The organism is Bacteroides mediterraneensis, from assembly GCF_016900355.1.
GTDB lineage: Bacteria > Bacteroidota > Bacteroidia > Bacteroidales > Bacteroidaceae > Phocaeicola.
The window spans coordinates 1-17,208 of the sequence record NZ_JACJKA010000017.1; the positions used below are offsets into that span (position 1 = coordinate 1).

Here is a 17,208-nt window from a genome sequence, read left to right on the forward strand (position 1 = left end):
CCCTAAGATACGAAAAATTAGGGAGACGGGCAAGTCCTGACTGAGCGAAGTTTGGGCTTGCCCGATTTTTTTTGCAGACACAAAAAAGGCCATCTCAAATTATATTTCAATTTGAGACAGCCTCTTTCAATTGGAGCCGAAAGCGGGACTCGAACCCGCGACTTACTCATTACGAATGAGTTACTCTACCAACTGAGTTATTTCGGCAACGCGTTTCGTTGAAAACGGTTGCAAAATTACAGTTTTCCTGAAACCTGCCAAACAAAAACGTGTTTTTTTTCAAGTGAACTGCATTTTTTCTATCCACATACCCCCTCCTCATACCCTATAGAGAAGATTTGACACCTCAATGCTGCGTCGTATATCCCCCCCCCTCACGGTTCCACACTTTTACCCGCAAAAAGAACAACGGCAGAATGAATTGCTTCCCTATCCTATAAATAAGGAAAGCAGAAAATGACAAAAAAATAAATAAAGAAAAGAAAAAGAAAGATTTTTGGAAAAACTTTCGGCAATCCCCCTTTTCATTTGAACAGAAATGTGTATATTTGCACTCCGAATTATGACGTGACAAAAGAGTTTGATGGATTACTGGTTAAGACATAGAAAGAATAATACACACATATTCGGAATTCCGGCGGGCTGGATGAGTGCCGGAAGCCATTCTCTTTTTCCCTCATGTCATTTGTTTCCTGAATATTTGAGTTTCCCTTTATATTTTACACCCGGAATTGCTTTTCGGCAAATTCGGGCGTTTTTTCGTATATGCGGAGATAAAAGAATAGACACAAGATATAAAAGATTATTTGAATAATAAGGTGATGAGAAATGTAACATTAATCCTCGACGACGGGAGCCGCTTTCACGGCAAGTCGTTCGGCTATGAGAAACCGGTAGCCGGTGAAGTGGTATTCAACACTGCAATGACCGGATACCCCGAGAGCTTGACCGACCCTTCGTATGCCGGTCAGTTAATGACACTGACCTACCCGCTGGTTGGTAACTACGGCGTGCCTCCGTTCACGTTCGAAGCAAACGGACTGCCCACTTTCATGGAAAGCGAAAAAATCCATGCCGAAGCGATTATCGTGAGCGACTATAGCGAAAAGTATTCACACTGGAATGCGGTAGAAAGCCTGGCCGACTGGTTGAAGCGTGAACAGATTCCGGGCATCACAGGTATCGACACACGTGAACTGACCAAGGTGCTGCGTGAACATGGTGTGATGATGGGAAAAATCGTGTTCGATGACGAACCTAACAACATCCCTGAAGCTACCTATGCCGGCGTAAATTATGTAGATAAGGTTTCCTGCAAAGAAATCATCCGTTACAACGAAGGCGAAGGCAAGAAGAAGGTTGTACTCGTAGACTGCGGTGTGAAATCCAACATCATCCGTTGCCTGCTCAAGCGCGACGTGGAAGTGATTCGCGTGCCTTGGGACTACGACTTCAACTCCCTGCAATTCGACGGTCTGTTCATTTCCAACGGCCCGGGCGACCCTGACACTTGCGACGCTGCCGTACAGAATATCCGCAAGGCCATGCAGAACGAAAAACTTCCTATCTTCGGAATCTGTATGGGTAACCAACTGCTTTCAAAGGCAGGCGGCGCTAAAATCTACAAGCTAAAGTACGGTCACCGCAGCCACAACCAGCCGGTACGTCTGGTAGGTACAGACAAATGCTTCATCACCTCACAGAATCACGGTTATGCAGTGGACAACAACACCCTGGGAGCTGACTGGGAACCGCTCTTCATCAACATGAACGACGGCTCCAACGAAGGAATCCGCCACAAGAAGAACCCTTGGTTCTCTGCACAGTTCCACCCCGAAGCTGCCAGCGGTCCGACAGATACCGAATTCCTGTTCGACGAGTTTGTAAAGTTGCTGTAATCCATTAAAAACGAAGAAAACAATGAAAGATAACATAAAGAAAGTATTGCTGTTAGGTTCAGGAGCCCTGAAAATCGGTGAAGCAGGCGAATTCGACTACTCCGGCTCACAGGCCCTGAAAGCCTTGAAGGAAGAAGGTATCGAAACCATCCTGATCAACCCGAACATCGCCACTGTGCAGACCTCAGAAGGTGTGGCCGACAAAATCTACTTCTTGCCCGTCACTCCTTATTTCGTAGAGAAAGTCATCGCCAAGGAACGTCCCGACGGTGTATTGCTGTCATTCGGCGGACAGACAGCCCTGAACTGCGGTGTGGCTCTCTACAAGGCAGGTGTATTCGAAAAATACAATGCCCGCGTACTCGGTACTCCGGTACAGGCCATCATGGATACAGAAGACCGTGAGCTGTTCGTAGAGAAACTGGATGAAATCAATGTAAAGACCATCAAGAGTGAAGCGGTAGAAAACATCGAAGATGCCCGCCGTGCTGCCAAAGACTTGGGTTATCCGGTCATCATCCGTGCAGCATACGCACTGGGAGGTCTGGGTTCCGGCTTCTGCGACAACGAAGAAGAACTGAACGTACTGGCCGAAAAAGCTTTCTCTTTCTCTCCGCAGGTATTGGTAGAAAAGAGCTTGAAAGGCTGGAAGGAAGTAGAATACGAAGTAGTGCGCGACCGCTTCGACAACTGTATCACGGTCTGCAACATGGAAAACTTCGACCCGCTGGGTATCCACACCGGGGAAAGTATCGTTATCGCACCTTCACAAACACTGACCAACAGCGAATACCATAAACTTCGTGAACTGGCCATCCGCATCATCCGCCACATTGGCATCGTGGGTGAATGTAACGTACAGTACGCTTTCGACCCGGAATCAGAAGATTACCGTGTCATCGAAGTAAATGCCCGTCTGAGCCGTTCTTCTGCTTTGGCCTCTAAAGCAACCGGTTATCCGTTGGCTTTCGTCGCTGCCAAACTGGGTCTGGGTTACGGATTGTTCGACCTGAAGAACTCTGTCACAAAGACCACTTCAGCCTTCTTCGAACCGGCATTGGACTACGTGGTATGTAAGATTCCTCGCTGGGATTTGGGTAAGTTCCACGGCGTAGACCGCGAACTGGGTTCCAGCATGAAGTCAGTAGGTGAAGTCATGGCCATCGGACGTACTTTTGAAGAAGCCATCCAGAAAGGTCTGCGTATGATTGGTCAGGGCATGCACGGTTTCGTGGAAAACAAAGAACTCCAGATTGCCGATGTAGACAAGGCCCTGCGCGAACCGACCGACAAGCGTATCTTCGTCATTTCAAAGGCCATGCGCGCCGGCTACACCGTAGACCAGATTCACGACCTTACCAAGATTGACAAATGGTTCCTCGACAAGCTGATGAACATCATGCAGACTTCCAAAGAACTGCACGAATGGGGCAACAACCACAAACTGCTGTCACAGCTTCCGAACGAACTCCTTTATAAAGCCAAACGTCAGGGATTCTCCGACTTCCAGGTGGCACGCGCCATCGGTTACGAAGGCGATATGGAAGATGCCATCCTCGACATCCGCAAGCACCGTAAGAGCGTAGGTATCGTTCCGGTAGTAAAACAAATCGATACACTGGCCGCTGAATATCCGGCACAGACCAACTACCTGTATCTGACCTATAGCGGTGTGTCTAATGATGTACACTACTTGGGCGACCACAAGAGTATCGTCGTACTCGGTTCAGGTGCTTACCGTATCGGTTCATCCGTAGAATTCGACTGGTGCGGCGTACAGGCACTGAACACCATCCGCAAGGAAGGCTACCGTTCCGTGATGATTAACTACAACCCGGAAACCGTATCTACCGACTACGATATGTGCGACCGTCTGTACTTCGACGAACTGACCTTCGAGCGTGTGATGGATATCCTCGACCTGGAGAACCCGCATGGTGTGATTGTATCTACCGGCGGACAGATTCCGAATAACTTGGCTCTCCGTCTGGATGCACAGCACATCCACATTTTAGGAACTTCTGCCAAGAGCATCGACAACGCAGAAGACCGCGACAAGTTCTCGGCTATGCTCGACCGCATCGGTGTAGACCAGCCGGAATGGAGCGCTCTGACTTCCATGGAAGATATCAACGCCTTCATTCAGAAAGTCGGCTTCCCGGTTCTGGTTCGTCCGTCATACGTACTTTCCGGAGCTGCCATGAACGTATGCTCCAACCAGGAAGAACTGGAACGCTTCCTGCAGCTGGCTGCCAACGTATCCAAGAAACATCCGGTAGTAGTCAGCCAGTTCATCGAACACGCCAAGGAAGTAGAAATGGATGCCGTGGCACAGAACGGCGAAATCGTAGCCTACGCCATCAGTGAACACATCGAGTTTGCCGGAGTTCACTCAGGTGATGCCACTATCCAGTTCCCTCCGCAGAAACTGTACGTAGAAACCGTACGCCGCATCAAGCGCATCAGCCGTCAGATTGCAAAAGAACTGAACATCTCCGGTCCGTTCAACATCCAGTTCCTTGCCCGCGAAAACGACATCAAGGTAATTGAATGTAACCTGCGTGCCAGCCGTTCGTTCCCGTTTGTCAGCAAGGTATTGAAGATCAACTTTATCGAACTGGCTACGAAAGTCATGTTAGGTCTGCCGGTAGAAAAACCGGAAAAGAACCTCTTCGAGCTCGACTATGTAGGTATCAAGGCCAGCCAGTTCTCTTTCAACCGTTTGCAGAAAGCCGACCCGGTACTGGGTGTCGACATGGCTTCTACCGGTGAAGTAGGCTGTATCGGTGAAGACACTTCTTGCGCCGTACTGAAATCCATGCTTTCCGTAGGCTACCGCATTCCGGAAAAGAACATCCTGATGTCTACCGGTACGCCGAAACAGAAAGTGGAAATGCTGAAAGCTGCCCATGAATTGAAGGACAAAGGCTACAACATCTTCGCTACAGGTGGCACGTCCAAGTTCCTCACTGAAAACGGTATTGAGAATACCCGTGTATTCTGGCCAAGCGAAGAAGGCAAACCGCAGGCACTGGAAATGTTACACAAGAAGGAAATCGACATGGTAGTCAACATTCCGCGTGATTTGAGTGCTGGCGAACTGGACAACGGTTACAAGATCCGCCGTGCTGCCATCGACTTGAACATTCCGTTGATTACGAATGCCCGTCTGGCAAGCGCCTTCATCCATGCCTTCTGCACGATGAGCATCGACGACATCGCAATCAAGAGCTGGGACGAATATAAATAATCCGTACAGCCGAAGATATAGATAAAATTATCCCCTCCCGAACTCTCCGTTATGAATGAGTTTGGGAGGGGATTTTTCATCTATCAGCCGACGCAAATTAACTTGCTATGAAAAAATATATGATTACATTTGCGCAGAAATATTCTTTATGCCGGAACACCCTGAATAACCTTTGAGTTTACGGCTTCACAAGAATCTAGGTAATATCGTAATCTAATTCAGTAAACTTAAACAATATGAAGAATAATATAATTGGATTTGTGACCTACCTTTTGGCGACCATTTTATTTTCCCCGTCGGTAGGTATCATCTTACTCGCAATGAAAGAAAATTCAGACAGATGCCATTATTATGGAGGAAAATGGAATATAACCGATATAGTCCTCGGACTGGTGGCAATCATTATTGGAGTGGCGATAAGATACTTTTTTGATTTTAAAATCAGTTTATAGGCATAACCGAGTACACATCAAAACTGGATACGCCTTTTCTAAAAGTCAACAACGATACCAACAATCTCCAAACCGGTAATTGATTTGAATAGATAATTTATTTTGCGGATGAATTAATCAATTCTTGATTGTACAGATTTCCATGTAATAAGCCTTCTAATTTACGATATGGTCATAGCCCCTCTAACGATAATAAATCATTACAGAATATTCCACATGGAGGGCTTTATTTCAATTCCATAAGGTACAATTAAAAGGTCAGGATGCGGACGGTCAGTCGGTAGTTACTCTGTTTCAATTCCATAAGGTACGATTAAAAGAACGGAACCGGAACCTTCTCTTACTGGCTTATCAAGTTTCAATTCCATAAGGTACGATTAAAAGATGATAATCCGTTTTTTTGCGCGTCGGCAGATTTGTTTCAATTCCATAAAGTACGATTGAAAGGACTGGCCAGCCTGTTGGCCTTGAAGCCGAACGAGGTTTCAAGGCCATAAGGTACGATTAAAAGGGCCGTGACGCTACCCACCTCCCTAAACGCTGCTAGTTTCAATTCCATAAGGTACGATTAAAAGCTTCCACGCTCTTAGATTTTTGTTCAACAGCATCAATTTCAATTCCATAAGGTACGATTAAAAGTAGAATTGCAGATGCTACTTGTAACTCTGATTGTTAATTTCAATTCCATAAGGTACGATTAAAAGTTTCGTCAATTTCAGATATCTTCCGTTACATTCATTATTTCAATTCCATAAGGTACGATTAAAAGAAAAAAAGTAATTAGCCTAAAGGTGAAATATCCTTTATTTCAATTCCATAAGGTACGATTAAAAGCACCTAAGAGTTCTCTTCTAGGTCATATTTTCTTATTTCAATTCCATAAGGTACGATTAAAAGATGGCCGTAAACTACAAGATTGAGGGTGAAGCACATTTCAATTCCATAAGGTACGATTAAAAGCAGGTTCACAACGAAGGTTTTACCGGAAGCGTAGATTTCAATTCCATAAGGTACGATTAAAAGTTCGATGCGCATCCGGCCAACTCCGCGGAAATCTCATTTCAATTCCATAAGGTACGATTAAAAGGATGTACCAGTTACTGGTTGGCACAACGAATCCTTAATTTCAATTCCATAAGGTACGATTAAAAGAAAGAGAAAAACAGGTTGCAGACTTATTAGCTCGATTTCAATTCCATAAGGTACGATTAAAAGATGTCTTGCAGTCTGTACGGCATAAATATAAGCTGATTTCAATTCCATAAGGTACGATTAAAAGTTAATGTCCCTGAGTATGCCTATAAAAATGCAAACTAATTTCAATTCCATAAGGTACGATTAAAAGGCTCAGCTTGTCGAAAGAATCTTTCTCTTGCAGAAATTTCAATTCCATAAGGTACGATTAAAAGTTGGATGTGCTACGAATGATGAGTAATAGGATTCATTTCAATTCCATAAGGTACGATTAAAAGCCTCAAAGTAATTATCGCAGTCGCTTCCGCTATTGCATTTCAATTCCATAAGGTACGATTAAAAGGAGTGTAGAAGATGTAAAGGGAGCGTTTAAGTCTTTATTTCAATTCCATAAGGTACGATTAAAAGTGAAAATGAAAATCCCCGGCATCCGGTTTTGGGTGTATTTCAATTCCATAAGGTACGATTAAAAGTAAAGAATTCTATAGATTCTTTAGGTGTTTATTCTATATTTCAATTCCATAAGGTACGATTAAAAGGAGGCATTGAGAAAGGCTTTCTTATTTTCAAATCCATTTCAATTCCATAAGGTACGATTAAAAGCATGTGGAACGGATGAAGAAGATTTATCCGGATGCACATTTCAATTCCATAAGGTACGATTAAAAGTCTTGAACGCATCTATGCCGGACTGATTAAGTTCGATTTCAATTCCATAAGGTACGATTAAAAGCTTACCGCTTCCATTGCATCATCCAGCGTGACGTAATTTCAATTCCATAAGGTACGATTAAAAGCGCTGGAAGAAATGCGGAGTAAAAATGATGTGAATATTTCAATTCCATAAGGTACGATTAAAAGATATGATTAAAGAAATAGTAGGAATTGATTCTGGATTTCAATTCCATAAGGTACGATTAAAAGAATAAAGAATTAGTAGTTCCTAAAATTAGTTGTTCTATTTCAATTCCATAAGGTACGATTAAAAGGCCGAGGCGTCAGCCGAGACTGAGGCGTCAGCCGATTTCAATTCCATAAGGTACGATTAAAAGCCACCGCCGCCCCCACCCAGTGCACTCCGGAGGGCATTTCAATTCCATAAGGTACGATTAAAAGGCCATTGGCAGCCTGAACGAGGTCTTTCAGCTTTATTTCAATTCCATAAGGTACGATTAAAAGTGAGGGTCGCTGAAAAGGAATTAAGCTTAAACCCCATTTCAATTCCATAAGGTACGATTAAAAGAATCGCTCGAACTCAAGGAAGTGAAAGACAAGCCTATTTCAATTCCATAAGGTACGATTAAAAGTTCAATAAAATCAGACGGAGTAGACCTGATTAATAATTTCAATTCCATAAGGTACGATTAAAAGTAAGTCAGGCTCCCAGCGCGTGGAGTATGTCAAGATTTCAATTCCATAAGGTACGATTAAAAGACATAGAAATCTTGCATTACACCCTCATTACGTGATTTCAATTCCATAAGGTACGATTAAAAGTAAGTCAGGCTCCCAGCGCGTGGAGTATGTCAAGATTTCAATTCCATAAGGTACGATTAAAAGATCAAAGGAGATTTGACTGTTATTGGTAATATGAAAGATTTCAATTCCATAAGGTACGATTAAAAGCCCCCGCGGCCTTGCCGCGACATCGGTCCCATTGTTATTTCAATTCCATAAGGTACGATTAAAAGTCTTTCAATGATAGATTCAGTTCTTCGATTATTGTTTATTTCAATTCCATAAGGTACGATTAAAAGATTGTTTATGATAATACACAGCAAGAGAATGTGCAAAATTTCAATTCCATAAGGTACGATTAAAAGAGGGTTGAGGTATTCACGTACAAGACCGTTTGTTTATTTCAATTCCATAAGGTACGATTAAAAGGTTTTGACAATCTATTGGAAGAAATGCGTAAATTGATTTCAATTCCATAAGGTACGATTAAAAGTACACAGGACTTAAAGTTAATATAAGGGATTGCACAATTTCAATTCCATAAGGTACGATTAAAAGCACTTGTTATTCAACCTATAAAATGGTTGTTTACATTTCAATTCCATAAGGTACGATTAAAAGGAAACTCCATGCCTGATACATATCGCGCAGATGCAATTTCAATTCCATAAGGTACGATTAAAAGCGAATGCTGCCTTAACATCATCAACACTCCATCCGATTTCAATTCCATAAGGTACGATTAAAAGTAATGATTCTAATACGCCTACCCTGAATCTTGACAATTTCAATTCCATAAGGTACGATTAAAAGTTGATACAATCTAGCTTTTTCTGTATAATTTCTTTGATTTCAATTCCATAAGGTACGATTAAAAGTCTGCCTGTTTCTGAATCAGGTGTATAGTCTCCAGATTTCAATTCCATAAGGTACGATTAAAAGCCTTCATTTTCATTTCTATTATACATTGAAAATGAAATCATTACTAAATGCAAATATACACAAAATTACAAGAAAAAATGTCGATGCCTAATTCTAAAAATGCCCTTAGGCATCGACATTTCTATAAATACCTGTGTTTCAACAAGTCAAAGAACTATTAGATTACAAAGATTGCTCAAGGACAAGAATAGATGTCACATCGACAATCTCGATTCAGAGAAAGACATCTATATTAGATCGTTCTTTCCCCACAATCCGCTTATCCATTGTATATTGAGAAGAACCACTAAATATGATTATACTATCTTCCTCTTTTTTCATAAATGTATCACATAACATCAACAATTCCTTTAAACGAGCCTCTGATATTTCACCTTCAAAAACAGAATTTTGAATCCAGTTCAGATACCTTCGGCACAATTTCAACATTTTTCCTACCCTTCGTTCTCCAAAATCATATACTAAAATAACATACATATCACCAATACATCTTAAAAGGTTTATATTCTTCCATACCCAATAAATGTTTGGCTAATTTATAGCATTCCAATTTCACAAGATGCTTGTAACTGACAGAACGCTTTAAAGAACGATGTTGAATGGTTTCCTGCAACCGATCCTCCAAAGCCTTTACAAATATCTTCTTTCCTGTAGAATTAAGCAAACATTTATTCAACTTCCAATCAAAATGTTTTTCCTGAATCTCCTTCCGATTTAAGACCTTAAAAATCACCCTATCCACAATAATGGGCTTAAAAATCTCTGCAATATCCAATGCCAAAGAGTAACGACGTTCACCCGGTGTATGCAAATAACTGATAGTGGGGTTTAACTGAGTTTGATGAATGGCACGCAAGCAAAGCGTATAGCACACCATATTACCAAAGGAAATCAGTGCATTTACTTCATTCAGTGGAGGGCGTTTGGTACGAGCACCCATCTCAAAATCATTCAAGATCAAATTAAATGCCGTATAATAATATTGTCTTATCTGACCTTCTACTCCCATCAGTTCTTCCGTGCTACTGGTTTGAGGTATCTGAGAAGAAAGTTTTTTCATTAGGGCTATTAGTTCTTCCATATCCTTCCCTCTCCGATTATAATACTGAAGATTTTTAATCATATTATAAGCCGCTCCTTCAATGAACTTCTGAGCAATACACATTCTTTTCTTAAGGTTCTGATAATGGGCTGTCTGTGCCAACAGCATCCTACCGGAAAGCAAACTATCTCTCGGCATAAAAGACCCTGTATAGTTCTCATAATAATCGAAAAAGTGAACAGCAATGTCTTTCTGGCCAAGGAAATTAAACAACGCACTATTCGCACGCAAGGAGCCAAACACATAAAACTCACTGATATCTTCCACTGGCAAATAACGAGGCTGCGAAAGAACCGGAGCCTCTCCTTCATCTTCCGTGCAAGGAGTAAACTTTAATGTGTTATCTTTTCTCTCTAAAATACCCGGATTAAACAAATAAAAGGTTTTCTTCATTCTTCCACCTCCTTACAATAACAAAATTCATAATAACTGCAATTACGACACAATGACTTTTGCACCAAAGGCGGACATTGTGCATCTGAAATAATATTCTTGATATCCGCCTTCATCTCTTCTATTTTTTCTCGGTCGGAATCTGTTAGATTAACCGGTTGAGTTTTTCTTAAAACAGGATATTCAAGCAAGCCAGTCACTCCTTCAATCCCATTCTTCTCAAACACATACAAGTAATACTTTACCTGCCATTCATGGGCCTTTTCTATCTTATTCGATTTTTTGATTTCATGAATCACCTTATTCTTGGTGTCATAATAATCAACCTTTATTCCATCCAGCTCTATTTCTTCATATTTCTCAGAACGCTGAGGATAAGAATCCTCATGAATCAGCTTACCCTCAAACACAAGGTCGGAGGTATGTTCAAAATTAATGCCATTTGCAAACAGCCAAAGCTTACGTTTGCATACCTGATAATAATTAAAGTGTGTACCAGTAATTTGCATGTTTATTCATTATATTATCTCATAACAATCAGGCTCCCTTTCTATACAACCTTGTTTCTCATCATAGAATAATTCCTCTGCAACCCATACATCTATATCCTTTGAACGATTTTTTCTATTCAAATGATAAGGATATACAGAAACCAACAGCTCATTTGCTTCGATATAACGTTTCTGTTCCACCAGACTACAATATTCTTCTTTCAAATTATAGCACAGCACATCTACTTTCTGATTATTCTGATCCAATATTTCATCAGCCCAGTCTTCACATATCCCGGCAATCCACTTCTTTTCAAAACTAGAAACAGAGTTCAATCCCTGTTCGAAATTCTTTCTTTGCTGTTCGGAATATCCATCTTTGTACACATCGTTACAAGCCCTAATCAAATCATCCTCTGACAAGTCTTTATCATCCAATTTTGACATTGCAGCCCAAGTATCTCGCAATAACTGCTCATCATAAAAAGGAGTTTTACCTATTATCTCCTCAAAGAGATGTACATCGGCCATTTTCTTATGACCAGAAACATCAACGAGTTTCCCAGCACGGTTTACACGGCCTAAACGTTGAATCAGGGAATCTATAGGAGCATTTTCGATATAAGCAGTATCGTAGTCTATATCCAGACTTACTTCCACTGCTTGTGTGGCTACCAGTAGTTGAGGGCGCTTGCTTCTATCCGCATGCGTCACAAAATATTCTATTTTTCTCCTTGATTTTTGGTTGAATCCGCCATGCAGCATCATCTTCTTTGATTCATCAAAATTTATCTCCTGATAAATTTGCTGACAGGTTTTTACATTATTGACCACAACTAACACAGACAAGCCACTTTCCAAATCAGCCTCAATCTGCCCAACATACTGACCTATATTTTCTTGTGCATGACAAATCAAATGATGGCGTTTCCTACCCATCACACAAGCATCTGATGAAAAGGCTGGATCCGGACGAACGATCCGGGAATAATCTCCTTCATAAATCTGCTCTACAATTTCCTTCAACAAGAAATTTGGGATAGTAGCAGACATAAACAGAAACTTAGCCCCAAAAAGATTCTTGAAAATCTTAACCGTTTCCAGCATTTTCCCTGTCAAAAAAGCATTATACGCATGAAATTCATCAATGATAAACAAGGCATTTTGACATTCCAACATGGAAAACTCCCATCCTTTTCCATGACAAGGTACCCGTAATAACTGGTGTAAAGTCATAATTTTTACCGGATAATAGACCTCACGCGACAGGGAATTCAAACTCCGGGCTTTTTGCTCAAGTTCTATATAATCGGGAATTATATTCGAAGATTCCTCACACAATTCGTTATAGATAAAATTCAAAGATTTAGAATGTTGTATCATTACTTTTGAACGATTATATACATCGCACAGACGTTTCATCATCGCATTTATGGAGGCTGTATAAGGCAACAGATAAAACAAACGATTGCCTTCCAACTGATTAGCATATACCCAGCTTAAAGCAGCTTCCGTTTTGCCAGATCCTGTAGGTGCATGCAGAACTGCATCCCCTTTCCATTGTTGTAACTTCTCTTGGAAATGGCGAAATGGGAATTTAGTGGATTTATCGTGTGGTTGAAAATCATCCAAAGATATCAACTGGTAATCGGGAACTTCTGCCCGACCTCCAGAAGCCAAATGATCTGCTGCTTGCAAGAAAGCTCTCAACAGAGAGAAATGCTGCCGGTCATCCAGACAAGGCACTGCCTTTACTTGCTTACTTTTTCTGAACATATAACAGAAAGTCGACGGAATTTTTTCTAATACCTCTTGTCTGTAAACAAATTCTTCTGCAAATAAAGAGAGCCATGACTGTAAGGTTTCCAAGCACATGGTTCCTTCAGAGAATGGTAAATAAGCTCCCTCATCCACTGAAATACTGATGTCATTCAGATCTTGCATATCCAAAGACCTTTCGCAAGAGTCTGACTCTACGCTTTTATGATGCGTTCCAACAGCGAACAGCACTGCATCGTTTACCTCCAAAAAAGTTTTTGCAAACCAAACAGAGACTAATTCGTGACGGATGCTGGCATACTTATCGCCATTCAGCCTTTTCTGAAAGGTCGGATGCACCTTTCCCAAGTCATGCAGAATCGCAGCTGGCACGAAATTTTGTGTTAAAAAAACTCTTTCAGCATCCGATAAAGACAGTGACTGAAACAACTTCAGTCCTGTCTCTATTACCATGCAAGTATGCTCATACAAAGTGGTTCCATCACTTTTAGCTCTTACTTTCCTTATATCTTCTATATTCATATCGCAAACGTATGCATATAAAAATCTGTAGACTGCGCATCCAAGGTTCGATACAAATTAGCGCATTTCACATGTACTCCCTCACCATGCACAGCTACAAACATCATCGGATTTACAGGGATTCTTCCGCTCCCAATTTTCTCTCCTTCGGCATAAGACTCTGCAATCTGCACAAGCTGTCCGGGTATAATCTGATTCGCATCAAAAGGAATCATACAACCTTTCAAAATTCCTTCTGATATAGGTACCACCTCTTTGACACATACTTTTTTTATTTGGAGCAAGTCTTGTGAACGTCCTAATGCCGGTGTCCCTACAGGAGACTCAAAATACTCCTTCCAATCTATACGGTCAATCCAGATGGTTAAATCAGGATTCGTATGAAATTCACGTGTATATGCATCACTCCCTTTATCGTGATTCTTTATTTTCTTCCCATCAAACTGCAACCTCCTTCGGGTTTCTATATCCAAAGAAACCGTATCATAAAGATATCGGAAACCGACCTTCACTTCATTACAAGACACAAAACGCCCCAGACAGCAACCTAGTATTCCTAAAATAGTAGAATAAGGAGGTACTGGCATACATAAGGCATTCCCGGAAAGAACAAACGGAAGACGAGGAGTAGCAGTCCAGCCTGAAAACTGTATTTCCAGTACTTTATCCATTATTTCAAATATTTATCTACAAACATTTCGACTATTTTAACAGGGCTATCCACTATAAATGTATCCCCGCTCAACGCTTTCACTTCTGCTTCATTCTCCAAATATCCTGTTCGGATTCCAATACAAACGGGAGTCTGAAGTTTGTCTTTATAATCTCCAGCTAATTCCTTCAACAAGTCCACATTTAGCTTCGGACGTTCGCCGTCTCCTATATATAAGTTGTTGAAGCAGGGATTTGCAGACGACATTCCTGCAAATACAATCACTTTAGGAGAAACATCGGCTCCAAATGCTGCCATCTTTGCGCCTCCACGGAGATGTACCAACCCTTTCAGCAAACCTGCAGCACGTTCGTTTCTCAGTTTTTCCGCATTCTGAAGCGTGTAGACTTGTACATTTTTCTGTGAATGATCCTCCACAAGAACTTCTTTATACTTTTCTACCAGATCTTTTGACAACTCCACACGAGATGGCGTATTCACAAAACAACCCAAGCGGTAACATTCCAAATTAAAGAATCCTTCCAAATGGGTAGCATAGAAACGAGTTGAATAAGGTAAAGGAGTCCCATCTTTCGGAAAAACAAAAGCATTATCCACCGTCAAAGCACGCATTTTGGGGATTCCTTTCAAAATGGAAGTTTTGAAGGGAGACATACGCTGAATACTCTCCTCACCTTTAGAACCACTTTTCATATATCCAAACAAGTCATCCTCCGGATAAATAACAGGGTCCAATTCTGTGGCAATTTTTGAGGTAGCACCCTTCGTATTCGTATCAATGGCATGCAGTTCACTGGGTTGCCAACCATTTTCTTCATTCGCTGTATTTCTAAGCCAACGACGCCATGCTTGTGCCGACACATAAGGAACTTCTTCCTTGCGTCCATTCACAGTTTCCTTAAAAGTCTTTGGAATTACTGTATTCTGATCTTCTCCAGTTGCCAATCCGGCACCATTCAAAAAAGTAGCGGTTGCATCACACAACACATTTCCTGTAATGTTTTTAATTTGTTCTGACATAACTTTCTATTTTTAAGGTTACTAATTATTTACAATATCATTTGAAGAAATTTCATTCAGTTTGAGTCTGAAAGCAAACAAGAATGTCTTGAACGCATAATTACCCCAAGGATCATAAATCAAATCATATTCATTCCATTCTTTACCACTTTCATTCAGACGTTGCAAGATAGAATAAAACCATATCATCTGTAATCGTAAATCGTTACGAGGTATCGAACGTTTAATCTTGTTACATAGCGTTACATATTTTGATCTGTCCACCGCATCCTGGAATCGATATGCTACATATTGACAAGTAAATTCATTCATACAGTCTAACCATTTCTTTATATCTGCATCCAACGGCTGAACAGGGAATTCTATGTTGTCTTCCTCTAAAGCTAAATCTTCCCTATTTCCATAATACAATCTCAACAAAGCACAGATTCCGTATATGTTTTTCTTGCCATTTGTGGTATAAAATAATGGGTACAGACGGTAAAATCCGTCCTTCCAGGCGTTCTCTATCAATAGTTTATCAAATACAGAAGGATCTACATCATTAGTTTGCTCCCCATATCGAAATTCCGGGATACGAACTTTTTCCCGCAGATAATCAGAAGAACTTTCCATCAGATGAATCATCTTCGCACAAAACCGGAATGCCATCGTGTTCTTGACATTCAGTGGAGGACAATCAGAAATGAATACCCCCTTTTGATAGTAAAAATGCACCAATTTATAAATCTGAAAACAACGATATGAAATGGGCAAGGACTCAGGATCATCCAAGATAGCTATCTGACAACTCATTGACCAGTCTCCTTTTCCTGTTGCCCGCCATAGTATTCTGTTCAGCAATGACGTATAATCATTTTTTGCATCATAAGCATCAGTTTTACTCAACACAGCGTCATCTTTTGCATCTTTATATTTCATTATCAGACCAGATATATACTGGGCCATTGCAGTCTTTTTCTCTTGATGAATAGCATTCCAATAAGACTCGAAAAACTCCACACTAACCCCTTCATATTTTTTAGCCGGATAAAGGCCTGACCATTCTCTGTTATCAGACAAACATTCCAAAAAACTTGAACTTAACGCAGGAGTATTCAATATATGTGTCAGTTCTCCCTTATGACGTTTACGCAATAAAGCCAAACGTCTAAGTAATTCATTAGGTACCCTGTCTATAGAACAACTGGCACCCGCACCTGAATTCGAAAAGCTCCACAAGTTCACATCTGCATATTCACAGTCGGCCTTGCACCTTTCCATGACTTCCAGTGCTTCCAAAATATAGTTTCCTTTTGTAGCCCCCTTCATGTTTTCAATCGGGTCATTCGTAGTAACTACTTCTTTTACTTTTTCAATCAAATTTTCCACTTTCTCTTTTACGAATTCTTCACAAAACTCTAAAGCAGTAGAATCAACAAGCAGAATACCTTTTTTATATATGTAAGCACAGAAAGGCAGGAACTGTAACAATACCACGCAAATAGGATGTACGTTATACGTCTCTCTCGCCATAGGAAGTGACTGTGCATCAGAGCCTAATCCACCCAATAAAGGAAACCAGCACCTGTTTAAAGTCAAATCCTTTTTCTTCGCTTCTTTCTCCGGCACTCCTAAACTAACCAACGTTTCCAGCATAAAATCAGAGAAAGTTTTAGTATAATGTAATCCTGTCAAGTTACATTGTTTGTCGCCTTCTGCTTCAAAACCGTCCACAATCTTGCGCAACAATGTTTCGTATATCTTCTGACCGAGTTTCTTGTCATTATACAATGGCCCATTTCTCGTAAAAAGCATCGTATAACTTTTGAAACGCAAATTCAAACTCATCAGAGAATAAGGGAGTTCATCGCACACCCTCCTCATCATGGTACGCAAAACATCTGTAGTAATGTCCCGCACATCATCCAATCCAGCCAATGCTTTTATCGTCATCAAAGCATTATTGACCATTGGATTTCCGGTATAATGACTAATTATATTCATCATAGACCTAATAAAATTCTTAATATCAATATCAATTTATCACATAAC

10 protein-coding genes, 1 tRNA gene and 1 CRISPR repeat array are annotated in these 17,208 nt (G+C 40.8%); of the genes, 3 read left to right on the top strand and 8 right to left on the bottom strand.

The annotated features are described in order from the left end of the window. Nucleotides 1-131 precede the first annotated feature (131 nt). Nucleotides 132-207: transfer RNA gene (locus tag H6A28_RS10010), tRNA-Thr, on the bottom strand. Between the two features lie 614 nt (nucleotides 208-821). Between H6A28_RS10010 and carA the strand changes: the two genes are divergently transcribed. The 3 genes from carA (at nucleotide 822) to H6A28_RS10025 (ending at nucleotide 5,600) form a co-directional block, all read left to right on the top strand. Further along, entirely contained in the window at nucleotides 822-1,898 is a 1,077-nt protein-coding gene (gene carA / locus H6A28_RS10015; RefSeq protein WP_204477350.1) for a glutamine-hydrolyzing carbamoyl-phosphate synthase small subunit, read from the top strand. 22 nt (nucleotides 1,899-1,920) lie between these two features. Continuing rightward, nucleotides 1,921-5,148, top strand: coding sequence for a carbamoyl-phosphate synthase (glutamine-hydrolyzing) large subunit (gene carB, locus H6A28_RS10020; RefSeq protein ID WP_204480079.1), 3,228 nt, complete (start codon nucleotides 1,921-1,923; stop codon nucleotides 5,146-5,148). Between the two features lie 236 nt (nucleotides 5,149-5,384). Next, nucleotides 5,385-5,600: a hypothetical protein gene (locus H6A28_RS10025; protein WP_204480081.1), complete on the top strand. Its 216-nt coding sequence runs from the start codon at nucleotides 5,385-5,387 to the stop codon at nucleotides 5,598-5,600. A 228-nt stretch (nucleotides 5,601-5,828) separates the two neighbouring features. Continuing rightward, a CRISPR array of direct repeats spans nucleotides 5,829-9,194; the repeat unit is 29 nt; unit sequence ATTTCAATTCCATAAGGTACGATTAAAAG. A 213-nt stretch (nucleotides 9,195-9,407) separates the two neighbouring features. Here H6A28_RS10025 and cas2 read toward each other — a convergent pair. From cas2 to H6A28_RS10060, 7 genes are read right to left on the bottom strand one after another with little or no spacing between them, the layout of a single operon-like run. Further along, entirely contained in the window at nucleotides 9,408-9,671 is a 264-nt protein-coding gene (gene cas2, locus H6A28_RS10030) for a CRISPR-associated endonuclease Cas2 (RefSeq protein ID WP_204480088.1), read from the bottom strand. A gap of 1 nt (nucleotide 9,672) precedes the next feature. Further along, on the bottom strand, nucleotides 9,673-10,689 hold the full coding sequence (cas1b, locus tag H6A28_RS10035; protein ID WP_204480095.1) for a type I-B CRISPR-associated endonuclease Cas1b: 1,017 nt from the start codon (nucleotides 10,687-10,689) through the stop codon (nucleotides 9,673-9,675). Beyond that, a complete protein-coding gene (gene cas4, locus H6A28_RS10040) occupies nucleotides 10,686-11,198 on the bottom strand; it encodes a CRISPR-associated protein Cas4 (protein ID WP_204480097.1) in 513 nt (170 codons plus the stop codon). Before cas4 ends, cas1b begins: the two co-directional genes overlap by 4 nt. 9 nt (nucleotides 11,199-11,207) lie before the next feature. Beyond that, a complete protein-coding gene (gene cas3, locus H6A28_RS10045) occupies nucleotides 11,208-13,481 on the bottom strand; it encodes a CRISPR-associated helicase Cas3' (protein ID WP_204480098.1) in 2,274 nt (757 codons plus the stop codon). Beyond that, on the bottom strand, nucleotides 13,478-14,152 hold the full coding sequence (gene cas5, locus H6A28_RS10050; RefSeq protein WP_204480100.1) for a CRISPR-associated protein Cas5: 675 nt from the start codon (nucleotides 14,150-14,152) through the stop codon (nucleotides 13,478-13,480). Before cas5 ends, cas3 begins: the two co-directional genes overlap by 4 nt. Then, nucleotides 14,152-15,174: a type I-B CRISPR-associated protein Cas7/Cst2/DevR gene (gene cas7i, locus H6A28_RS10055; RefSeq protein WP_204480102.1), complete on the bottom strand. Its 1,023-nt coding sequence runs from the start codon at nucleotides 15,172-15,174 to the stop codon at nucleotides 14,152-14,154. Before cas7i ends, cas5 begins: the two co-directional genes overlap by 1 nt. 21 nt (nucleotides 15,175-15,195) lie before the next feature. After that, nucleotides 15,196-17,163, bottom strand: coding sequence for a hypothetical protein (locus H6A28_RS10060; RefSeq protein ID WP_204480104.1), 1,968 nt, complete (start codon nucleotides 17,161-17,163; stop codon nucleotides 15,196-15,198). Nucleotides 17,164-17,208 lie beyond the last annotated feature (45 nt).